This window comes from Umezawaea sp. (assembly GCF_057122925.1).
On sequence record NZ_DBNGPQ010000041.1, the window covers coordinates 16212 to 31194 of the forward strand.

At 71.1% G+C, this 14983-nt stretch carries 13 protein-coding genes; 6 read left to right on the forward strand and 7 right to left on the reverse strand.

The window, feature by feature from the left end:
* Positions 1-92: 92 nt before the first annotated feature.
* From AC156L_RS06930 to AC156L_RS06940, 3 genes are all read right to left on the reverse strand, one after another.
* On the reverse strand, positions 93-992 hold the full coding sequence (locus AC156L_RS06930; protein WP_484406693.1) for a hypothetical protein: 900 nt from the start codon (positions 990-992) through the stop codon (positions 93-95).
* Positions 989-1510, reverse strand: coding sequence for an RNA polymerase sigma factor (locus tag AC156L_RS06935; protein WP_484406694.1), 522 nt, complete (start codon positions 1508-1510; stop codon positions 989-991). Before AC156L_RS06935 ends, AC156L_RS06930 begins: the two co-directional genes overlap by 4 nt.
* Before the next feature lie 129 nt (positions 1511-1639).
* The gene (locus AC156L_RS06940; protein WP_330882803.1) at positions 1640-1783 is read right to left on the reverse strand and encodes a hypothetical protein; all 144 of its coding nucleotides are present in this window, start codon (positions 1781-1783) and stop codon (positions 1640-1642) included.
* A gap of 129 nt (positions 1784-1912) precedes the next feature.
* Between AC156L_RS06940 and AC156L_RS06945 the strand changes: the two genes are divergently transcribed.
* The 5 genes from AC156L_RS06945 (at position 1913) to AC156L_RS06965 (ending at position 7578) form a co-directional block, all read left to right on the forward strand.
* Positions 1913-2578 (forward strand): response regulator transcription factor, encoded by a 666-nt coding sequence (locus AC156L_RS06945; RefSeq protein WP_330882805.1) that lies wholly within the window; start codon positions 1913-1915, stop codon positions 2576-2578.
* Positions 2575-3849 (forward strand): sensor histidine kinase, encoded by a 1275-nt coding sequence (locus AC156L_RS06950; protein WP_330882807.1) that lies wholly within the window; start codon positions 2575-2577, stop codon positions 3847-3849. The genes AC156L_RS06945 and AC156L_RS06950 overlap by 4 nt, the downstream gene beginning before the upstream one ends.
* Before the next feature lie 81 nt (positions 3850-3930).
* Positions 3931-4983, forward strand: a complete 1053-nt coding sequence (locus AC156L_RS06955) for a response regulator transcription factor (RefSeq protein ID WP_330882809.1) — start codon at positions 3931-3933, stop codon at positions 4981-4983.
* A 40-nt stretch (positions 4984-5023) separates the two neighbouring features.
* Positions 5024-6427, forward strand: a complete 1404-nt coding sequence (gene sthA / locus AC156L_RS06960) for a Si-specific NAD(P)(+) transhydrogenase (protein WP_330882811.1) — start codon at positions 5024-5026, stop codon at positions 6425-6427.
* A gap of 245 nt (positions 6428-6672) precedes the next feature.
* Positions 6673-7578, forward strand: coding sequence for a proteasome assembly chaperone family protein (locus AC156L_RS06965; RefSeq protein WP_330882813.1), 906 nt, complete (start codon positions 6673-6675; stop codon positions 7576-7578).
* Positions 7579-8101: 523 nt separating this feature from the next.
* Here AC156L_RS06965 and AC156L_RS06970 read toward each other — a convergent pair.
* The 4 genes from AC156L_RS06970 to AC156L_RS06985 form a co-directional block, all read right to left on the reverse strand.
* Entirely contained in the window at positions 8102-9415 is a 1314-nt protein-coding gene (locus AC156L_RS06970) for an ABC transporter permease (protein ID WP_330882815.1), read from the reverse strand.
* A complete protein-coding gene (locus AC156L_RS06975; protein ID WP_330882816.1) occupies positions 9412-10110 on the reverse strand; it encodes an ABC transporter ATP-binding protein in 699 nt (232 codons plus the stop codon). Before AC156L_RS06975 ends, AC156L_RS06970 begins: the two co-directional genes overlap by 4 nt.
* The gene (locus AC156L_RS06980; RefSeq protein WP_330882818.1) at positions 10110-11111 is read right to left on the reverse strand and encodes an efflux RND transporter periplasmic adaptor subunit; all 1002 of its coding nucleotides are present in this window, start codon (positions 11109-11111) and stop codon (positions 10110-10112) included. Before AC156L_RS06980 ends, AC156L_RS06975 begins: the two co-directional genes overlap by 1 nt.
* A gap of 254 nt (positions 11112-11365) precedes the next feature.
* Complete coding sequence (locus AC156L_RS06985; RefSeq protein WP_330882820.1) at positions 11366-12586, reverse strand: family 16 glycosylhydrolase; 1221 nt, start codon at positions 12584-12586, stop codon at positions 11366-11368.
* Between the two features lie 322 nt (positions 12587-12908).
* On the opposite strand from AC156L_RS06985, the gene paaZ reads away from it, so the two are divergent.
* Positions 12909-14939 carry a phenylacetic acid degradation bifunctional protein PaaZ gene (gene paaZ, locus AC156L_RS06990; RefSeq protein ID WP_330882822.1) on the forward strand — a complete coding sequence of 677 codons (2031 nt, stop codon included), beginning with the start codon at positions 12909-12911 and terminating at the stop codon, positions 14937-14939.
* Positions 14940-14983 lie beyond the last annotated feature (44 nt).

Genomic DNA, 14983 nt, shown 5'->3' on the forward strand with positions numbered 1-14983 from the left:
GCGTCGCGAGTCCCCCAGCTCGCGACGCCCGTGTCCCTCACCGGACGCGGCGAAGCCCCGCTCGGCTCCCCACCGAGCGGGGCTTCGCCGCGTCAGCGGTCCAGGTAGACCTGGTAGGACATGAGCTGCCCGGCCTCCACCTCGAACTCGGGGAAGTCCCGGTTGAACGTCTGCTCGATCCCCAGCACCCGCCCCGTCGCCGGGTCCAGCACGACCATCACGTCGACGGTCCGGCTCGGGTCGGCGCGGGTGTAGGCCTGCCCCTTGCGGCCGACCCGGTCCGTCACCGCCCCGGCCGCCTCCAGGTCACCCGCCGCGGCCAGCATCTCCACGACCGCCGCGGTCTCGCGCTGGGCGGGGGTCCAGGTCCGCAGGAACGTCGCCAGCGCGTCGACCATCCCCGTCGTGGACGCCACGTCGGCCACCGCGGGCACGTCGAGGTAGGGCCGGAAGTCGGTGGTCGGCGGCTGCTCGGGGAACGGGGAGTCCTCCGCCCACCCGCCAGGACCGAACTCCTTGCGCCGCACGGGGGCGTCGCCCTCGGTGATCTCCCGCCAGCCGCTGCCGTCGGGCAGCCAGTCCGTCCTCGTCTCCCACGGCACGGTCACCGGGGGAGACGCGTCGGGGCCCGCCTCCACGGCCACCGCCCACTCCCTGTTGTGCGTCCGGCGCACCGCGACCGCGGGGTCGCCCGCCGCCAGTTCGCCCGCCCGCCGCGCGACCTCGGACAGCGGGATCACCGGCGCCGACCGGTCGACGAGCAGGGGGGTGGGCGCCGCGGTCGCGGGCGGGGTGGTGGTGCCGGAGCCGACCAGCGCCACCGTCGTGACCGCGGCGATCCCCGCGGCGGCGGCGAGCAGGGCGCGGCGGGGAAACCGGCGTCGGGCCCCCAGTGCGGCGATGTGCCGCTCGACCGACTCCGGCAGCGGCTCGTCGGTGGCGGTCGCCGGGACCGGGTCGGCGCTCCTCAGCAGGTCCATCTCGTCGATCATCGCTCTCGGTCCCCTCGTGCCGTCACGGTCATGTCCATGGCCTCGATGCGTTCGCGGAGGCGCTGCCTCGCCCGCTGGAGCCGCATGGCCGCGGCGCTGCGACCGCAGCCCACCGCCACCGCGACCTCGTCCACCGTCAACCCCTCCCACGCGACCAGGCGCAGCACCTCCTGGTCGGCGGGGGAGAGGGTCGACAGGGCGTCGCGCACCCACGCCCCCGCGGGTTCGGCGTCCGGGACCGGCCCGGACGTCAGCTCGGTCTCGCCGAGCTTGCGCAGGAGCCTGCGGCGGCGGCCCCGGCCGCGCACCTCGTTGGCCACGCAGTGGCGGGCCACCCCGTAGAGCCAGGGCAGCGGGTGTTCGGGCAGGTCGGCCCGGCGGCGCCAGGCGGTGGAGAAGACCTCCGCCACCAGCTCGTCCACCTCGTGGGCCCGTGCGTCGAGCCGTCGGGCCACGTACCGGCTGATCGCCCGGTAGTGGGCCCGGTAGGCCTCGGCGAAGGCTTCGTCGTCGTTCACGTGCGGTAGGGGTCCGGCACGGCCGCCATCATCCCACCCGCGAGCGCGGACGAGGAGCCGGCGTCCGACCGGTCATGATCGGTCGGACGCCGGCGGCAGGGGAATTCCTCGCCCCTCGCGGGGGAGGTCTCAGTGGGGCGACGGGACGCGGTGGTCCAGCGGGACGTCGCACGGCCGGGTGGACCCGTGCTCGACCTCGGAGGAGCGGAACGGGGTCGCGGAGGTCCGGTCCGCACGGGGAGGGGAACCGATCACCAGTGGCCTCGTGCTCATCGGGTCGCTCCCCAGGACGTTCGGTGCAGGGGGCGGCGGCCCGGTCGGACCCGAAGTGTCGGCGTCGCGGCCAAGACTCGTCTCTACGGATCCACCACAGGTTTTCCCCGGCCCACTAGTCTCTGCGTTGTGCGCGTACTGGCGGTCGAAGACGACGCTGAGCTGGGCCATGAGGTCGTGTCCGGGCTTCGGCAGGCCGGATTCGCCGTGGACTGGGTGATGGACCTGGCCGCGGCGGAGGAGAGCCTGACCGCGAACACCTACGACTGCGTGGTGCTGGACCGGGGGTTGCCCGACGGTGACGGGCTGGACCTGCTCGGTCGCTGGCGCGCGCGCCGGTCGCGGGTGCCGGTCCTGATGCTGACCGCGATGGACGGCATCGCCGAGCGGGTCGCGGGGTTCGACCACGGCGCCGACGACTACCTGGGCAAACCGTTCGCGATGGCGGAGCTGGTGGCACGGGTCGGCGCGCTGTGCCGCCGGGCCGAGCAGCCGAGGCCGTCGCTCGTGCGGATCGCGGACCTGGAGGTCGACGCGGCGCGGCGGAGGGTGACGCGGGCGGGGGTGATGCTGAGCCTCACCGCCAAGGAGTTCGCCGTCCTCGAACTGCTCTGCGCCCGTCGTGGCCAGGTAGTCTCGCGCTCCGACCTCATCGAGCACTGCTGGGACGCCATGGCCGAACCGATGTCGAACGTGGTGGACGCGGTCGTCGTCCAACTCCGCCGCAAGCTGGGGCCCCCGCCGCTGATCGCGACGTCGCGAGGGGTCGGTTTCGTGATTGACGAGATCGGGTGACCACGGCGTGGCAGAGCACCACGGCGAAGCGGTTGCGCCGGGTGCGCTGGGTGCTCACGGTGCTGTTCACCGCCACCACCGCCGTCTGCATCGGCACTCTCGCCACGATCGCGCTGGTCAACGACGAGCGCTCGCGCAGCCAGGCGCTCGACATCGAGCTGGACCGCCAGGTGGCGGGCGTGTCGCGGGTCGTCTACTACGACGGCGACGGCAACCTGCACCTGGAGCCGCTGGACGTGGACGCGCTGGTCAGCCGCACGTCGCTGCTGCACGTGTGGACCCGCGAGAACGGCCTCTGGGTCTCGAAGTACTCCCGCGAGGTCGACAACGCCAAGACCGAGGAGCGCAGCGAGCTGGCCCTCGTGGACCAGGTCCGCGACCTCCAGTACACCGTCCTCGGCGACGGCTCCTCGCCCACGGGTGAACGGCTGCGCCTCGCCGCCGCCCCGGTCTGGAACACCACGAACCAGGTCGCGGCCGTCGTCGTCGTGGCGGGCGACCCCGCGCCCGGCGTCGCCGCGCACCGCGAGTACGTCATGTGGACGTTCTGGGGCTGCCTCGCGATGCTCGTGCTCGCGGCCGCCGCGGGCCACATGCTGTCCTACATCGGCACCCGCCCCGCCGTGCGCGCGCTCGAACAGGAGGAGCGGTTCCTCGCCGAGGCCGCGCACGAGCTGCGCACACCGCTGGCGACGCTGCGGCTGATCGCCGAGGCCGGTGCGAACGACCCGGTCCGGGCGGGCGCGTCGGCCGCGCAGGTCGTGGGTCTGGTGGACCGGATGGCGCACCTGGTCACCGGGCTGCTGGCGCGCGCCCGCGTGCGCAACGGCACCCGAGCGATGGAGTGGCTGCCGCTGCGGCTCGACCAGCTCGTGGAGGAGGTCGTCGGCGAGCAGATCGACGACGGCCGCGCGGTCGCCGTCGACCTGCACCCCACCGTCGTCGAGGGCGATCCGGTGCTGCTCTCGCAGGCGCTGCGGAACCTGGTCGACAACGCGGTGAAGCACGGCGCCCAGGAGGACGGCCGGGTGAGCGTCGAGGTGAAGGTCGCGGGCGGCACCGTCACGGTGTCCGACCGCGGGCCCGGCATCGACGTGGCCGACCGCGACCGGGTGTTCGACCAGTGGGTGACCGGCAGCAGCTCCGGCACCGGCATCGGGCTCGCCATCGTGCGGTGGGTGGCCGACCTGCACCGCGGATCGGCCCGCGTCGTGGACTCGCCGCTGGGCGGCACGACCATCGAGCTGGCGCTGCCCGAAGTCGTTGCGTGATCAAGCGCTCACGGTTTTCTCAGAGGGTGGCTGCGAAGGTTCCACGTGAACGAGCATCAGCACGTGCGCGGGGAGTGGCCGATGACAGACACCCTGACCCGGTCCACAGTGGACAACGGGTTCCGCTCGGTGCGGTCCGCCTTCCTCGCGGCGTGCCGCGGTGTCGAACGCGGCCCGGCCGTGGAGAAGGCGGCGTCCTGCGACGCCTACGCCGACCTGTGGCACGCCGTGTCGGTGCTGCTGTACGCCGACGAGCCCGGCACGGCCCTCGAACTCTGCCTCCGCGTCGAGGAGAGGACCCGCCAGCGCGCGGTCCTCGGCCTGCTGCGGGCCCGGATCGCCCACGCCAACGGCCAGCCGCTCGTCGCCCGCGACCTCGCCCGGTCCGTCCTGGAGGAACGCGCCCTCTCGTTGCGCACCAGGCACCTCGCGCTCGCCGAACTCGTCACCGCCGAGGTCGGGCTGGAGCAGTACGACGTGGCGACCGCGCTGCTGCGCGAGCACGGGTTCGACGGCGAGGTCCCGGAAGGACCCGAGGCGCCGTACCTCCTGGCCGCCAGGGGCGCGCTGCACGTGGGCTCCGGCCGCCGACGCCCCGGTGTCGACGACTACCTGGAGTGCGGGCGGCGGCTGCTCGACGGCGGCGTCCGCAACCCCGCCGTCATCCCGTGGCGGTCGCGCGCCGCGCTCGCCGCGGTCGGCGACCGGCGGCACGACCTGGCGAAGGTGCTCGCCGAGCAGGAGCTGATCGAGGCGCGCTCGTGGGGCACCTCGCGAGCCGTCGGGATCGCGCTGCACGCCGTCGCCGCCACCCGTGACGGCGACGAGGCCGTGGAGGTGCTCGGGGAGGCCGTCGACCTGCTCTCGCTGTCCGCCGCCCGCCAGGAGCTGCTGCGCGCCCGCGAGGACCTGGCGCAGATCGTCCGCGCGGGCCGCGACCTGACCCGCCAGGAGGCGAAGATCGCCTGGCTGGCCCGCTCGGGCTACAGCAACAAGCAGATCTCCGAACAGCTCTTCCTCACCCGTCGCACGATCGAGTTCCACCTCTCCGGGGTGTACCGCAAGCTCGGCCTGTCCGGCAGGCACGAACTCCGGGTCGCGCTCCCGGACCAGTTCGGTGACCAGTCGGTGTGACCCGCTCACTTTTGCCGGTCGCTGAGGCACACTGACCGCCATGTACGACTTCGACGTCCTGGTGCTCGGGTCCGGTCCGGGTGGGCAGAAGGCGGCCATCGCCGCCGCGAAACTCGGCAAGAAGGCCGCGGTGGTCGAGCGCCGCGACATGATCGGCGGGGTGTGCATCAACACCGGCACGATCCCGTCCAAGACCCTGCGCGAGGCGGTGCTCTACCTCACCGGCCTGAACCAGCGGGAGATGTACGGCCAGAGCTACCGCGTGAAGCACGACATCACGATCGCGGACCTGTCCGCGCGCACCCAGCACGTGGTGGGGCGCGAGATCGACGTCATCCGCAACCAGCTCTCCCGCAACCGGGTCACGCTGCTGCCCGGCCTCGGCAAGTTCCTCGACGAGCACACCATCGAGGTCGTCGACGGCACCGAGCAGCTCCACAAGGTCACCGCCGACAAGATCGTCATCGCGACCGGCACCCGGCCGTCGCGACCGGACACGGTGGACTTCGACGACAAGACGATCATCGACTCCGACGGCATCCAGCACCTGGAGCACATCCCGCAGTCGATGATCGTGGTCGGCGCCGGGGTCATCGGCATCGAGTACGCCTCCATGTTCGCCGCGCTGGGCACCAAGGTCACCGTCGTGGAGCGGCGCGACCGGATGCTGGAGTTCTGCGACCTCGAGGTCGTCGAGGCGCTGAAGTACCAGCTCCGCGACCTGTCGGTCACGTTCCGCTTCGGCGAGACCGTGGCGTCGGTCGAGCGGTACGCGCGCGGCGCCATCGCCGTGCTGGCCAGCGGCAAGAAGATCCCCGCCGAGACGGTCATGTACTCGGCCGGGCGGCAGGGCATGACCGAGGGCCTCGACCTGGAGAAGGCGGGCATCGTCGCCGACAACCGCGGCCGGATCTCCGTGGACGACCAGTTCCGCACCCCCGTGGAGCACATCTACGCGGTCGGCGACGTCATCGGCTTCCCCGCGCTGGCCGCCACGTCGATGGAGCAGGGCAGGCTGGCCGCCTACCACGCGTGCGGCGAGCCGGTCAGGGCCATGAGCGACCACCAGCCGATCGGCATCTACACGATCCCGGAGATCAGCTACATCGGCCGCACCGAGGACGAGCTGACCGCCGCGTCCATCCCGTTCGAGGTCGGCATCTCGCGCTACCGGGAGCTGGCGCGCGGCCAGATCATCGGCGACTCCTACGGGATGCTCAAGCTGCTGGTGTCCTCCGAGGACCGGTCGCTGCTCGGCGTGCACGTGTTCGGCACCCAGGCCACGGAGCTGGTCCACATCGGCCAGGCCGTCATGGGCTGCGGCGGCACCGTGGACTACCTCGTGGACGCGGTCTTCAACTACCCGACGCTCGCCGAGTCGTACAAGGTGGCGGCGCTGGACGCGATGAACAAGATCAGGCAGGTGACCTGGCTCGCCGAGTGAGGCGGGCGGCGACCGGGCCCGCTCCGGACGCCAACCGGGCGGGAAACGGCTCCGGCGGGTCGCGGGGGACGCGGCTCCGCTGGGCCGTTCGGCGTAATCCTGGTCTCCTCCGGGCGCTGAAAAGCCTGGTCGCCGGTAAATAGGGGTACCCGTCCGGAGATCGGGTGTGAGAATAGGGGGAATGTAAGCCGATCAGGGGTTGTTGGCACTTGCGGGATCGTCCGTGACTCGCTGGGAGGTTTGTGGTGGTGCTGGATCCGGAGAACCTGTACGAGGTGGACTCCGACGTACCGGACCTGACCGGGGCCGTCCTGCTGCACCATTTCGACGGCTTCATGGACGCCGGTGCCGCGGGCAAGCTCCTCGTCGAGCACATCCTCACGAGCTACGAGCACCGCGTGGTCGCGCGATTCGACGTCGACCAGCTCATCGACTACCGGTCGCGGCGCCCCAGCATGATCTACGCGACCGACCACTTCGAGCCGCAGCCCGCGCCCGAACTGGTCGTCAACCTCGTCTTCGACGCGGCGGGCTTCCCCTTCCTGGTGCTCAGCGGCCCTGAGCCGGACTTCCGCTGGGAAACCTTCATCGCCGCCGTGCAGCAGCTCGTGGACCGCTGGCAGGTCGGCACGACCGTCGGCTTCCACGGCATCCCGATGCGCCTGCCGCACACCCGCCCGCTGGGCGTGACCGCCCACGCGACCCGCCGCGAACTGGTCTCCGGCCACCAGCCGTTCTTCAGCCGCGTCGAGGTCCCCGGCAACGTGGCCGCGATGCTGGAGGTCAGGCTGGGCGAGCACGGCCACGACGCCATCGGCTTCGCCGCCCACGTCCCGCACTACCTCGCGCAGTCCACCCACCCGGCGGCCGCGCTGGTGCTGCTGGACACGATCACCCGCACCACGGGCTTGGCACTGCCGTCCGACGTGCTGCGCGAAACCGCCCGCCGGGCCGACGCGGAACTCCAGCGCCAGGTCTCGGAGTCGGAGGAGGTCTCGGAGGTCGTGGCCGCCCTGGAACGCCAGTACGACGCCTTCACGGGCGCCGAACGGCAAGACCAGAGCCTGCTCCTGGAAGAAGAGGAAATCCCCAGCGCGGACGAACTGGGCGCCGAGTTCGAAAAGTTCCTGGCAGAACAGGGCCCCCAGTAGCACCACACCAACACCGACGAAAGGGCCGCCCCACCAGGGGCGGCCCTTTCGTCGTCTTAACCGAACCGAGGCCGAGCGGCAATCCGCTGAGCCAACCGCCGAGCAGGAAGCCGCCGAGACCGCCCGTCCCACCCTGGATGGCTCTCCGGCCCAGAAGCAACACCCCGAAGGACCAGCAGCGCACGCAGGATCGTGGACGTGATCACCAGCTACCTCCTAGCAACGGACGTAAAACCACCGTAGTGACCAAGCCCGTCACCGCCAAAGGCTTTGACAAAGACACCCGGAAGCGAGGACCGGGTCGATTGCCCACCAACCCGAGCACACCGCCCCGGAGCAGCAGCCGATTTCGCTCGGGGATTTGACCCTCACCCCGGTAGACCGGGCAGGTGGCCACCACCTGCCCTTGAGCCCGATCACAGGGTCACGTCGAGGGGTCCCAAGCCAATCGCCGGGACTGGCAGCGGACACATCCCCGTGGAACCAGCGGCCATCCCACCGGAACCAGCAGCCGAACCCCACCTCAAGCCCGCATCACCGTGGCGATCGGAATCCGAGCCGCGCGGATGGCCGGGATCAACCCACCCAGCACGCCCGCGACCAGGCCCGCGACCACCCCGGCGACCCCGGCCTCCCAGGGAAAGGCCACGTCCTGCAAGAACGGCTCCCTCGACCCCAGGACCACGCTCACAGCCTTCAACCCCACCGCGCCGAACCCGATGGCGAACGCGGCCGTCAGCAACCCGGTCAACAACGTCTCCGCCAACACGATCCCGGCCAGCAGCATCCGCGGCGTCCCCACCGCCCTCCGCAGCGCGAACTCCTCGATCCGCTCCCCGACCGTGGCCAGCCCGACGTTCAGGATGCCCGCCACACCGATCAGCAGCACCAGCGCGGCCATCCCCAGGAAGATCCACCGCATCAGCGTCAACTGGGACCGCATCTCCTCCAGCGAGTTGACGGTCCGCACCTGGAGTTCGTCCGGGTTGACGCCCGCGGCCGTCAGCCTGCTCTTCAGCGTCTGCTGGAGGTCCGCGGTGGTGCCGGGCGCGAGCATCAGCTCCATGCCGCCGTAGCGCTGGTCGCTGAGGCTGTCCACCGGCATCCAGTTGAGCAGCTCGTCCGACCGCACGTAGGCCGCCGGGCCCCAGCCGCCGTCGTCCACCACGCCGATGATGCGCGGGGTGGTGTTGGCGACGGCGCCGTCCACGCGCATCTCCGCGGGGACCTGGTACTTGCTGAAGCCCTCGGCCGCCTGCTTGTTGAGGACGATCCTGGGGGAGAGCGACGGCGTGCTGCTGGAGTCCAGCCACTCGCCCGATTCCAGGCGGAACGGGCGGAACTGGCGGATGTCGCCGGTGACCGCCTTCATGCTGAGTTCGATGGCCTGGCCGGACGGGGCCTGGGCGGCTTCCTCGTCCATCGGCCTGCACTGGCCGCTCGCGTCGCACGTCATCGCCGGGCCGCGGAAGCCACCGCTGCCGTCCAGCGGTCCGCCGCCCTCGTTGATGGGCTTCACGCCGGGCTCGCCGATGACGGCCTTGCCCGAGGTCAGGCCCGCCACGTCCGCGCGGCCCTGGATCAGCTCCATCGTGATCGGGACGGCCTTCGGCGTGGGCGGCAGGTACATCTGGAGCGTGCCGTCCTTGCCCTGGCTGATCTCGATGTCGGACAGCAGCGCGCGCTGGGCGATCACCGACCCCGCCTGGACCGTGACCACGGCGAGCACGCCGAGGAACAGGCTGATCATGGACAGGAACGTGCGCATCTTGCGGGCCCGGATGCCCTGGCCGCCGATGATCAGCGAGGACCGGAACCGGCCGGACAGGCGGATCACGCGACCACCCGCTGCGGGGTGCGCTCGAAGACGCCGTTCGTCAACTGCATGACCCGGCCCATCTTCGCGGCGTGGTCGTGGTCGTGGGTCACGAGGATGAGCCCGCAGCCGCGGTCGGTCGCCGAGCGCAGGGCTTCCACGACGAGGTTGCCGGTCTCGGTGTCCAGCGCGCCGGTCGGCTCGTCGGCGAGCAGGATCTTCGGTTCGCGCACCAGCGCGCGGGCGATGGCGACGCGCTGCTGCTCGCCACCGGACAGCCGGGGCGGCTTGTGCTTGGCCAGGTGGCCGATGCCGACCCTCTCCAACGCCTCCATGGCCTTCGCCCTGCGCTTGCGGCGCGGCAGCCAGCCCTGGCCGTTGACGAGCGCCATGGACACGTTCTGCACGGCCGTCAGGTGCTTGAGGAGGAAGAACCGCTGGAAGACGAACCCGAACTCCTCGCTGCGCAGCGCGGCGGCCCTGCGCTCGGGGATGCGGGTGATGTCGTTGCCGTGCAACAGGTACTGGCCGCCGTCGGCGCGGTCGAACAGACCGATCAGGCTGAGCAGGGTGCTCTTGCCGGAGCCGGAGCGGCCGAGGATGGCGATGCTCTCCCCGCTGTGCAGGGTCAGGTCCGCGCCCGCGAGGATCGTGCGGGGCTCGCCCTGGCCCTTCAGGGTCTTGGTGAGACCGGTGATGCTGATCAGCGGCGTCATCACGACCCCGGCGTGGGGTTGTTCTGGTCCTGCGGTGCGGCGGGCAGGTTCGGGCCCGGCATGCTCAGCGTCTCATCACCGGTCAGACCGGACTTGATCTCGACGACCTTGCCGTCGGTCAGACCGAGCACGACGTCCGCGATCACCTTGCTCCCGTCGGACTTCACGATCTCGACCTTGCCGTTGCCCTGGCCGCCCGCGACGGCCTCGACCGGTACCACGAGCGCGTTGGCGGAGGTCTGCGTGACGACCTCCAGCGTCGCGGCGGCGCCGTTGATGAGCTTCACGTCGTCGGGCGCCGTGCACACCAGCCGCAGACCGGTGGACTCGGACTTCTGGCCTCCCGCGTCGGGCTGGGGCTGCTGCTGCTTCGGCGAGTCGGTGGGTTTGTCGGCGTCCGCCTCGGTGTCCTTGTCCTCCGCGGGGGTGGGCGCGGGCACGGTGCCCGCGGGCAGGGCGGCGATCGTGCCGAGCACGGCGCACGGGAACGGCCCCGGCCCGTTCTTGATCTGCCCCTGCACCGACGCGGCCCCGTCGGCGATCTTGTAGGCCTGGGCGCTGTCGATGTCGGCGGCGATGCCGTACCCGGCGAGCTTCGCGGAGGCCACCGGCATCCCCGCGGTCACCGTGGACTTGTCGTCCACCAGCCGCCCGGAGAACGTCGCTCCCGCGGGCACCTCGAACCACGTGGGCGAGCCGTCGGCCCACACCGACCCGACCCTGGTGGCGGTGGTGGGCGTGCCCGCGGGTTCCTTCACGTCCATGAACCGCACCTGCCCGGCCACCGGCGCGACGAGCCCGAACACCGGGTTCATCGTCACCTTGCCGGTGAGGCTCACCTTGTTGGTGAGGTCCTGCCGGGTGGGCTTGGCCGTGGTCATCGCGGTGCCCCTGGGCGCGAGGTCCGGGTTGACCGGAGCCCCACCTGACGAGCCGCAGGCGGTCGCGGCGACGGCCACGACGGCCAGCCCGCCCAAGCGGACGAGGACTTGCTTCAACACCGGGTATCCCCCAACTGATGAGTCGCGGTCGGACTCGACCTGAAGGTCTAGACGCCTATCAGACGATCCGGGTTGCACGTCCCGCTTCGGTAAATCGGCCGAAGGGCGAATAGCCGATCGGCCGATTGCCGGGTGAACGGATCCGTGCCCGACGCCCTGACCAGCTCTTCTCCCAGCAGGAACACGGCGAGAGCCGCCCGTGTCCGAACAGGACACGAGCGGCTCTCGCCGATCGGGGGTCTAGCGGGTCGGGATCAGACGGTCCACTTCTGGTTCGCCGCGCCCGTGCACTCCCACAGGTGCGTGCGGGTGCCGTCGCCCGGGTTGTTGCCGATGACGTCCAGGCACTTGTTCGCCGGGATGTTGACGATGTCGCGCGCCCCGCTCACGGCCCACTGCTGGGCACCCGTGCCGTTGCAGTCCCAGAGCTGGACCAGCGTGCCGTTCGCGGTGCCCGCCGACGCCGCGTCCAGGCACTTGCCCAGCGCGCGGATCGTGCCGTCACCGGGACGGCTCCAGTTCTGCGCGGCGTTGCCGTTGCAGCCGACGATCTGGATCGGCGTGCCGTTGGCGCTGTTCGCGCCCGCGACGTCCAGGCACTTGCCCGCGAGGCCGATGATCTGGCCGCCACCGGGCTGCGGGCTGTCCGACGTGGTCACCCGGACGTAGTCGATGAGGAGCTGCTGCGGGAACTGGGTGCTGCTGTTGGGGTCGCCGGGCCAGTAGCCGCCGACCGCCAGGTTCATGATGATGAAGAACGGCTTGTTGAACACCCACTGCCTGCCGCCGAGGTCGGCGGGCGTGCGGGTCTGGTAGACGTTGCCGTCGACCGACCAGCGGATGGAGTTCGGGGCCCAGTCGATCGCGAACGTGTGGAAGCCGTCGGAGAAGTTCGGGCCGTTGTAGGCCGCCCCGATGCCGCCGGAACCCGAGTAGCCGGGCCCGTGCAGCGTGCCGTGGACGGTGTTGGGCTCGAAGCCGACGTTCTCCATGATGTCGATCTCGCCGCTGCCCGGCCACGGGTTGCCGGTGTTGATGTCGGCGCCCAGCATCCAGAAGGCGGGCCACATGCCCTGGCCGCGCGGCAGCTTCATCCGCGTCTCGTAGTGGCCGTACGTCTGGGTGAACCTGCCCGCCGTGTTCAGCCGCGCCGACGTGTACTCGCAGCGCCCGTACCAGCAGTTGTAGTTGGCCGGGTTCTCCTTGCGGGCGGTGATGACGAGGTTGCCCGCGCCGTCGGTCGCCGCGTTGCTGCGGCTGTTCGTGTACATCTGGCGCTCGTGGTTGTTGACGTTGTCACCCGTCTCCAACTGCCACTTGCTGCCGTCGACCCCGCCGCCCGCCGGACCGTTGAACTCGTCCGCGAACGTGGTCGCCATGGCGCTGACGTCCTGTGCGGAGTTGGCGGGTGCGCTGCTGGCCGGGGTGGACACGGAGATCGCGCCCAGCGTCATCAGCAGGGCTGCACCCAGCATTCCGGCTGCTCGGGCACGCCGAAGAGGCCCTCGTGTCGACATCGCAGATCACCTTTCACGCAGGGTGGTGGCTCGTCGTCGAACCACTGATCGGCGGTCTTCAGGGGGGATCAGTGATAAATGGTCCGAACCACCTGGTGTGTGCGGAACGTTACTCGACGTCTTTGTTCAAGTCACGATGCAAGTAGGGGCAGCCTCCTTCATCGCTTCAGTGCGGACCGAGAACAAGCATTCCCCGATAGTGTGCTGACGAGGGCGCGACCCGCCTGCTTCACTGAACGAACGGTCGGTAGATCACCCCGGACCTTGGAGGACGACCCCGATGGCTCTGCTGCGCAGTTACGTCTCCGGCCACTGGCACGTGCCGACCGCCGAGGGCGCACCCCTGCACGACGCCGTGACGGGGGAGGAGATCGCCCGGATCTCCTCCGCGGGCATCGACATGGCCGCGGCGCTGCGGCACGGCCGCGAGGTCGGCGGCCCCGCGCTGCGCGAGCTGACGTTCCACCAGCGCGCGGCGCTGCTCAAGGCGCTCGGCTCGACCCTGCGCGAGCACCGCGACGAGCTGTACGCGCTGTCCGCGCGCACCGGCGCGACGAAGAACGACTCGATGATCGACGTCGACGGCGGCATCGGCGTCCTCCTCGGCTACGCCAGCAAGGCCAAGCGCGAACTGCCGAACGACACGGTCTACGTCGACGGCGCGCTGGAGCCGCTCGGCCGCGGCGGCACGTTCGCGGGCCAGCACATCGCCACCCCGCTGCGCGGTGTCGCCGTGCAGATCAACGCCTTCAACTTCCCGATGTGGGGCCCGCTGGAGAAGTTCGCCCCCGCGTTCCTCGCGGGCGTGCCCAGCCTGGTGAAGCCCGCGTCGCAGACCGCGTACCTGACGGAGAGGCTCGTCGAGCTGATGATCGGCTCCGGGCTGCTGCCCGAGGGCTCGCTCCAGTTCGTCTGCGGCAGCGCGGGCGACCTGCTCGACCACCTGACCGAGCAGGACCTCGTCGGCTTCACCGGCTCCGCCTCCACCGCGCAGCACCTGCGCACGCACCAGGCCGTCGTGCGCTCCAGCGTCCGGTTCAACGCCGAGGCCGACTCGCTCAACTGCTCGATCCTCGGACCGGACGCGGTGTCCGGCACACCGGAGTTCGACCTGTTCGTCAAGCAGCTCGTCACGGAGATGACGGCCAAGGCGGGCCAGAAGTGCACGGCGATCCGCCGCGCGTTCGTGCCCGCGCCGCTGATCGACGAGGTGTCCGAGGCCGTGTCCGCGCGGCTCGGCAAGGTCGTGATCGGCAACCCCGCCAACCCGGACGTGCGGATGGGCGCGCTCGCGGGCCTGGAGCAGCGCGAGGAGGTCCGCCGCTCCCTCAAGGGGCTGCTGGAGGCCTCGCGGATCGTGTTCGGCGACCCCGAGCGCGTCGAGGTCGTGGACGCGGACGCCGAGCGCGGCGCGTTCCTCTCGCCCGTGCTGCTGCGCGCCGACGACCCGGAACTCGCCCAGCCGCACGAGGTCGAGGCGTTCGGCCCGGTCAGCACGCTGATGCCGTACACCGACACCGAGCACGTCGTCCGGCTCGCCGCGCGCGGCCAGGGCAGCCTGGTCGGCTCGATCGTCACGGCGGACCCGGCGTTCGCCCGCGAGGTCGTGCTCGGAGCGGGCGCGTGGCACGGCCGGATGCTCGTGCTGGACCGCGACGACGCCAAGGAGTCCACCGGGCACGGCTCGCCGCTGCCCGCGCTGGTCCACGGCGGGCCCGGCCGGGCCGGTGGCGGCGAGGAGATGGGCGGTATGCGGGCCGTGCTGCACCACATGCAGCGCACGGCCGTGCAGGGCAGCCCGAAGGTGCTGGCGGCCGTCACCGGCCGCTGGGTGCCGGGCGCGCCGCGCACGGAGTCCGAGGAGCACCCGTTCCGCAAGAGCCTGGCGGAGCTGAAGGTCGGCGACAGCGTCGTGGCGGGTCCGCGCACGGTGACGATGGAGGACGTGGAGCACTTCGCCGAGTTCACCGGCGACACGTTCTACGCGCACATGGACGAGGACGCGGCGAAGGCGAACCCGTTCTTCGGCGGCCGGGTCGCGCACGGCTACCTCGTGGTCTCGTTCGCGGCAGGCCTGTTCGTCTCGCCCGAGCCCGGTCCGGTGCTGGCCAACTACGGCCTGGACAACCTGCGGTTCCTCACGCCGACGTTCCCCGGCGACGAGCTGACCGTGACGTTGACGGCGAAGCAGATCACGCCGCGCGAGGACAAGGACTACGGCGAGGTGCGGTGGGACGCCGACCTGGTGAACCAGGACGGCGCCTCCGTCGCGAAGTACGACGTGCTGACGCTGGTGGCGAAAACCCGCTAGTCCCGAGGGAAGGGGGTTCTCCGTCCACATCGGACGGAGAACCC